7 protein-coding genes and 1 pseudogene are annotated in these 6,335 nt (G+C 45.2%); 6 read left to right on the top strand and 2 right to left on the bottom strand.

Features of this window, described 5'->3' with window-relative positions:
- Nucleotides 1-134, top strand: a pseudogene (locus QTN94_RS11040) (IS630 family transposase); the annotation flags it as partial.
- A gap of 2 nt (nt 135-136) precedes the next feature.
- Here QTN94_RS11040 and QTN94_RS11035 read toward each other — a convergent pair.
- Together QTN94_RS11035 and QTN94_RS11030 are read right to left on the bottom strand one after the other, a co-directional pair.
- Nucleotides 137-388 carry a hypothetical protein gene (locus tag QTN94_RS11035; RefSeq protein WP_331427669.1) on the bottom strand — a complete coding sequence of 84 codons (252 nt, stop codon included), beginning with the start codon at nt 386-388 and terminating at the stop codon, nt 137-139.
- A 264-nt stretch (nt 389-652) separates the two neighbouring features.
- Nucleotides 653-1,657, bottom strand: coding sequence for a LacI family DNA-binding transcriptional regulator (locus QTN94_RS11030; protein WP_331418295.1), 1,005 nt, complete (start codon nt 1,655-1,657; stop codon nt 653-655).
- A 242-nt stretch (nt 1,658-1,899) separates the two neighbouring features.
- On the opposite strand from QTN94_RS11030, the gene QTN94_RS11025 reads away from it, so the two are divergent.
- The 5 genes from QTN94_RS11025 to QTN94_RS11005 all read left to right on the top strand — a co-directional run bounded on the left by QTN94_RS11025 (nt 1,900) and on the right by QTN94_RS11005 (nt 6,329).
- Nucleotides 1,900-3,660 carry a class I mannose-6-phosphate isomerase gene (locus tag QTN94_RS11025; RefSeq protein WP_331418296.1) on the top strand — a complete coding sequence of 587 codons (1,761 nt, stop codon included), beginning with the start codon at nt 1,900-1,902 and terminating at the stop codon, nt 3,658-3,660.
- Nucleotides 3,661-3,662: 2 nt separating this feature from the next.
- The gene (locus QTN94_RS11020; RefSeq protein ID WP_331418297.1) at nt 3,663-4,091 is read left to right on the top strand and encodes a PTS sugar transporter subunit IIA; all 429 of its coding nucleotides are present in this window, start codon (nt 3,663-3,665) and stop codon (nt 4,089-4,091) included.
- Between the two features lie 11 nt (nt 4,092-4,102).
- Nucleotides 4,103-4,597: a PTS system mannose/fructose/N-acetylgalactosamine-transporter subunit IIB gene (locus QTN94_RS11015; protein ID WP_331427668.1), complete on the top strand. Its 495-nt coding sequence runs from the start codon at nt 4,103-4,105 to the stop codon at nt 4,595-4,597.
- Nucleotides 4,598-4,677: 80 nt separating this feature from the next.
- Entirely contained in the window at nt 4,678-5,481 is an 804-nt protein-coding gene (locus tag QTN94_RS11010) for a PTS mannose/fructose/sorbose/N-acetylgalactosamine transporter subunit IIC (RefSeq protein WP_331418299.1), read from the top strand.
- Entirely contained in the window at nt 5,481-6,329 is an 849-nt protein-coding gene (locus QTN94_RS11005) for a PTS system mannose/fructose/sorbose family transporter subunit IID (protein WP_331418300.1), read from the top strand. Before QTN94_RS11010 ends, QTN94_RS11005 begins: the two co-directional genes overlap by 1 nt.
- Nucleotides 6,330-6,335: the final 6 nt, after the last annotated feature.

Raw genomic sequence — 6,335 nt, 5'->3', positions numbered from 1 at the left:
TACATGAAACAGTAACTCGGAATCATCAATGCAAAGCAATGTGGCAACTATTAAAACGGGTTCGAAACTTTATGGATAACATTTCATCGTTTCCCAGCGGTGGTCATGGAGTACAAAAAGTGAAGCATAATTAGGATCAGCTATTTAGATTGTGCCAAAAATGGGAATACTGTTGCGATAACGCAATTTCTTCTAAACAAAAGAGAGAATGGTGCTTACCTATAATTTCTTGCCTTTGGTATCCAACACAGGATAAAAACAAATCACTAGCATTTAAAATCTCCCCTTCAGGGGTAAACTCAATAACGGCCAGAGATCCATATAAAGACTCAATAAAATCTTGATTAAGGTCGGGGGTTTTGACCATTTTTTTCTTTTTAAAAAACATATATTCCGATTCAAATTACGTTTATATTTTTGTAATAACAGTGCTAACACAAAATAAGTATCAAAATTAACAGAACCAGAATAGAATAAACAAGGGACGAATTATGTAGTCAATTTCCTATTCGGGGTTAAAAGTGACTTGTCCCCCCCCTTAAATCACCTCAAACGCTTTTAGCGACAATCGGCGCATTCATTTTAAAAATTGAAAGGACACACACCATAAATACCACTAGCTAAGTGGTATGGCTCAATCGTAAATTTCAACTCAACCACCACATGAGCTTCTCACCGCCAGTTTGGGTGGGAACACCACGCTTTTGCATGGCTGTTTGTCGCCTTCCATGCGTGACAGAATAATCTCTCCCGCCGCTCGGCCTATTTCTCTTGCGGAGACAGAAATTGAAGTCAACGAGGGGTTGGTATCGGCAGATTCCGCAACATCATCAAAACCCACAACTGCGATATCTTTCCCCACGGTTTTACCGAGATCTTTAATTGCCCGCATGACTCCAAAAGCAACAATATCTTGGTAGCCAATAATGGCGGTTATCTCAGGGTGTTGATCCAATAGCTCTCTTGTTACCTTCGCTCCCTCGGAGCGGCTCGCTGAACAGCTTCGAATGTATCGTTCATTGAAAGGAATCCCATGTTCAATCAACTTTGACATATAGCCCCCAAGACGATGGGAACGCGTCTTCGAAATATCCAATCCACCAACGAACGCAATATGTTTGTGGCCTTTTTTGATAAGGTGCTCCGTTGCCAACTGTAAGCCCATAAAGTTATTGGTTCCGACGAAATCAAATTGATCTTCTCCAATAGGTCGAACAGCCAACACTATCGGAAAGCCACGACTTTGTACTGTCTCCAGAAAGTCCAGATCGGTTTCCATCGCAGGGCACATAACTACACCACCGGCATTCTGACTCAACAACGAATCGATGAACTTGCTTTGACGCTCAACGCTCTCTTCAGCGTTTGCGAGAAAGAGTAACGAATCTTGCTCTTCAAGATAGTGACTAAGTCCTGCAATCATTTCAGCGAAAAATGGGTTGGTGATATCCGGTATGACGAGCCCAACTAGGTTACTGCGCTTGTGTCGCAAGTTGGCAGCGGCCTGATTGTAAACATAACCAAGCTCTTTAACCGCTTCTAATACCCGCTCACGCGTGGTGGCAGAGATTCGCCCTTTGTTCGTCAATACCATGGACACGGTTGCGGTAGAAACGCTGCAATACTTAGCCACATCTGCGATGGTTGCTTTCGTCATGTTGAACTCCAGTAAATGAAATTAGCGCCAGTTATAACGGCTTTCCTACCTGATTAAAACTAGATTAATCGATTAACCCAAATCACGGACTTTTATCGCTATGATTATGTGATTAACTACAAAGTTAGCCTTCAAATCAAGGGTTAACGAACGCTAAATGAGTAGTTAACCGCGTTAACCTATTTGTTGATTGATTAACTGAGTGATTAGACTGTAGTCAAATGATTAACTTAAGGTGATGTATGAAATACCTATCTGGTCAATCCAATTATGACAAGTTTCCAAATGTAGAAGTGAAGGGCTTTGACCACTCAGCCGTTCGCGGTTGGGGCAGTATCGTTGACACAATTGAACAACGCCTTCAGGACCAAGATAAACATATTTTGGTGATCGATACCTATCATGGTGTCAATCACAATGAAATCCTCGACCAGCTTGTTGCTCCGCTCTCCCCCGCTTTAGTGGTGTCAATGGACGACGCAAAATATTCCGAAGAACATATCTTCGCTATGTTAGAACGCAACATTACCGATGACCGAGTCTTTGGTGTCATTGCACCACACAAGCTGGACGAGTTCTTTGACTGTGAAAAGCTACAACAACTAAAGCAAGCCGTTACAGACACTGATTCTGGTTTAATCGTTGTTTTAGGCCATGGCGCAAGATTGGTCGCTGAAGGGGAAACCTTTATTTATGCTGACCTCGCTCGTTGGGAAGTCCAACAACGCTTCCGCCGTGGTGAGCTCGGGAACTGGGGCGCAGAAAACTACGATGAGGATGTATTACGTAGATACAAACGCTCATTCTTTATCGAGTGGCGAGTATTCGACCGTTATAAGACCAAACTGCTGTCTGACGTCGATTTTCTATTAGACACTAACACCGCTTTTGACCCTAAAATGGTCTCTGGCACAGCGTTCAACGCCGGCTTACAACAAGCGACAACTCAACCATTTAGACTGGTGCCTTTCTTTGACCCAGGGGTCTGGGGCGGTCAATGGATGAAAGAAGTCTGCGACCTCGAGCAAGACAAGCCAAACTATGCATGGTGTTTTGACTGCGTACCTGAAGAAAACAGCTTACTGCTTAAATACGGTGACGTTGTTGTCGAAATACCATCGCAAGACTTGGTATTAACACAACCGCGCGCACTCTTAGGCGACAGTGTCCATGCACGTTTTGGCGCAGAGTTCCCAATTCGATTCGACTTCCTCGATACCATGCAAGGTCAGCATCTAAGCCTGCAAGTACACCCTCTAACAGAGTACATTCAGAACGAATTTGGGATGCACTATACCCAAGACGAAAGCTATTACATGTTAGACGCTGGAGAAAAAGCCAGTGTATATCTTGGCACTAAGTCTGGCATCAACCCAGATGAAATGATGGATGATTTATATGCAGCGCAACGCGGCGAAAAGTCATTCGATGATGAGCGCTTTATCAATCAATTTCCAGCGAAAAAGCACGACCATTTCTTAATCCCTGCCGGCACTATTCACTGCTCGGGCTCCGACTCAATGGTGCTTGAAATCAGTGCAACCCCATATATCTTCACTTTCAAACTGTGGGATTGGGATCGTCTAGGGCTTGATAACCTGCCACGACCAGTACATTTGGACCATGGCAAAGAAGTGATTCAATGGGAGCGCAACACGGAATGGTGTCAGGAGCATTTAGTTAACGCTATTACACCAATCGCAGAAGGCGAAGGCTGGAGAGAAGAGAAAACGGGCCTGCATGAGCGTGAGTTTATCGAGACCCGACGCCACTGGTTCAGCAAACCCGTTCTTCATAAAACTGAGGGAACCGTCAATGTTCTGAACTTAGTCGAAGGTAGGGAGGCAATTATCTTGAGTCCAGACAATAAATTTGAGCCATTTGTTGTTCATTATGCCGAAACCTTCGTTATCCCAGCTCACATAGACGCTTATGTCATCCAACCATATGGCGAAAGCGAAGGAAAAGAAATTGCCACTATTAAAGCGTTCGTAAGAGGTTAATCATGCTCCATTTTATCGTAGCCAGTCACGGCCCATTAGCCACTGCACTTATCAGTAGCGCCAACATGGTATTTGGCGAACTCAATAACACGACTGCGATCTGTCTGACCGAAGAGGGAGGCATAGAGCAATTCAAACACGATTTTCACCATGAAATCAATGCGATAGCGCCCAATGTCGACGGCATTATTGTGTTATGCGATTTGGAATGCGGCACACCCTACAACGTAGCTTGCACTTACGCATTCAACCCAGATTTAAATCCCAAGGTGGAAGTCGTAACCGGGGTTAACTTCCCAACACTTTTAATGACGGCAGACTTTGTTGAAGAGACGGACGCTTCATCGGTTGCAGCGACCTTGCAGCAAGAAGCGCTAAAAACGGTTGTGGTTGCCAAGCCAGTAGAGCTGTCACAAGAAGACTATTTTTAAGGAGAAACACTATGGCTATTTCATTTGTGCGTATCGACGACCGCGTTATTCATGGACAGTTAATGACTCGTTGGGCAAAAGAACTTCCTTGTGATGGCATCGTGGCCATTGACGATGCTGTAGCAGCTGACCCATTGCTATCACAAGTCATGAAAGGCGCCGTAACCGACGTTAAAGTTTGGCTATTTGACACGGCTACCGCCGTCAGCAAGCTACCGAAGGTGATCGCCAGCGACAAGAAGTATTTCGTCATCGCGAAATCTCCAGTCACGCTGTGCCGTATTCGCGAAGCGGGTATTAGCCTTGAAAATCTCAATAACAAAATCAACGTTGGCCCAATGAGCGCTAGAGAAGGCACAACGACAATTGGCGGCAACCAATGCGTCAACCAAGAAGAAATATCTGCATTTAACTACCTCTCAGAAGACGGTCACCACATCGACTTCAGATTGGTTCCTGATGCCAGTTCCTACACCTGGCAAGATGCACTGCAAAAACTGAAATAACAACAAAACAACCTCCACTTTTGGCGCGGCTTTTAGCTTCAAAAGTGGAGAGACTAATACGTGAGCTAAAGGATGACATTATGTTTTTAGAAGCAGTATTTATCGGGATACTCTGCTATCTCGGTGCCCTCTCCACCCCTTGGTTACTTGGACTAACCGGTGGTTGGTACACTATCACTCGACCACTCGTGTCCGGTATGTTGGTGGGTATCATCTTAGGTGATATTCAAACTGGCATCATGGTTGGTGTAGCGGTACAAGCCGTTTACATCGCTATGGTAACACCTGGCGGCTCCATGCCAGCCGACCTTAACTTTGTCGCCTATCCTGCTGTCGCGCTCGGTATCATGTCTGGACAGGGCGTGGAAGTAGCCGTTGCTATTGCCGCAACCATCGGTATCGCAGGCACCATCATCTTCAACTTTATGATGGTCATTAACTCCTATTGGAACCATAAGGCGGATTTAGCCATAGAAGCTGGTGATGAGAAAAGCATGTACATGAACTCCGCCATTTACCCGCAGGTCACCAACTTCTTGATGCGCTTTATTCCGACCTTTATTGCGGTTTACTTCGGTAACCAATACATCGAAGGGTTTATGGCTAGCCTCCCCGATTTGGTGATTAACACTATGACGGTTCTAGGTGGCATCTTACCTGCTGTGGGTATCGCAATTCTGTTAAAGCAGATTATCAAGGAGTCTACGATGCTGATTTATTTCTTAGTCGGTTTCGTTGGCATCGTATTCCTAAACCTCAACATGGTGGGTTTGGTAATGATTGGCGCACTATTCGCTCTACTTCATTACAACTACAAACCAGAACCACAAACAGCTAACGCTGCGCCAGTTCAACAGGCTGATGATGACGAGGATGAATTCTAATGACTGTACAACACAACAAATTTGGTAGTGAGATCGAACCAAAGGTCGCACTCGACAAAAAAGACCTAAAGAAATGCTGGCGTGCATGGATGATGTATAACCTATCATCGATGAGTTTTGAACGCTTGGAGTCGTTTGGCTTCTGTCTTGGTATGATGCCTGCTTTGAAAAAGCTCTACCCGAATCAAGAAGACCGAAAAGAAGCGATGAAACGCCATGCCTCCTTCTACAACACCGAACCGCAGTTGGGCGCTATCATCAATGGTATGGCTGTGGGTATGGAAGAGAAGAAAGCCAACGGCGAGCCGATTGACGGCGAGACCATTAATACACTCAAAGTCGGTTTGATGGGACCAGTTGCTGGTATTGGCGATTCCATGATTCCGGGTATGTTAGTACCTATCTTACTCAGTATTGGTATGGCACTAGCCGCTGGCGGTAGCATGTTAGGCCCGATCTTCTATATCGTGGCATTTAACGCTATCGCTATTATCGGCTCTTACCATCTGTTTATGAAAGGCTACAAGATGGGCGCAGGCTCCGTTGAGATGCTTGTCAGCCACCGTTCAACTAAGATTCGTGAAGCACTGTCGTTATTAGGTGTCTTTGTCATGGGCGGTGTTGCGGCTAGTTATGTCAACCTAGGCACTGGACTTGAGTTTGCAACCAAAGACGGCGTCGACATCAACGTGCAAATGATGCTCGACGGAATTTTCCCTAAACTGCTGCCATTAATTGTCGTGTTAGGCACTTGGTTTGCGATGGCGAAAAAAGGTCTTAGCCCTGTAAAAGCAATGCTTTCGCTTGTGGTTATCTCTTTCATCGGTGTCGCTATCGGTCTCTTCTAATTCTCA

The organism is Vibrio sp. M250220, from assembly GCF_036533795.1.
Lineage (GTDB): Bacteria > Pseudomonadota > Gammaproteobacteria > Enterobacterales > Vibrionaceae > Vibrio.
The sequence above is the reverse complement of the archived record's forward strand: the minus strand, read 5'-3'. Positions and strand labels throughout refer to the sequence as shown.

What these genes read in the sequence shown, in the direction of transcription:
- QTN94_RS11035 (WP_331427669.1), bottom strand. Translation starts at nt 388, where the DNA reads ATGTTTTTTAAAAAGAAAAAAATGGTCAAAACCCCCGACCTTAATCAA.
- QTN94_RS11030 (WP_331418295.1), bottom strand. Translation starts at nt 1,657, where the DNA reads ATGACGAAAGCAACCATCGCAGATGTGGCTAAGTATTGCAGCGTTTCT.
- QTN94_RS11025 (WP_331418296.1), top strand. Translation starts at nt 1,900, where the DNA reads ATGAAATACCTATCTGGTCAATCCAATTATGACAAGTTTCCAAATGTA.
- QTN94_RS11020 (WP_331418297.1), top strand. Translation starts at nt 3,663, where the DNA reads ATGCTCCATTTTATCGTAGCCAGTCACGGCCCATTAGCCACTGCACTT.
- QTN94_RS11015 (WP_331427668.1), top strand. Translation starts at nt 4,103, where the DNA reads ATGGCTATTTCATTTGTGCGTATCGACGACCGCGTTATTCATGGACAG.
- QTN94_RS11010 (WP_331418299.1), top strand. Translation starts at nt 4,678, where the DNA reads ATGTTTTTAGAAGCAGTATTTATCGGGATACTCTGCTATCTCGGTGCC.
- QTN94_RS11005 (WP_331418300.1), top strand. Translation starts at nt 5,481, where the DNA reads ATGACTGTACAACACAACAAATTTGGTAGTGAGATCGAACCAAAGGTC.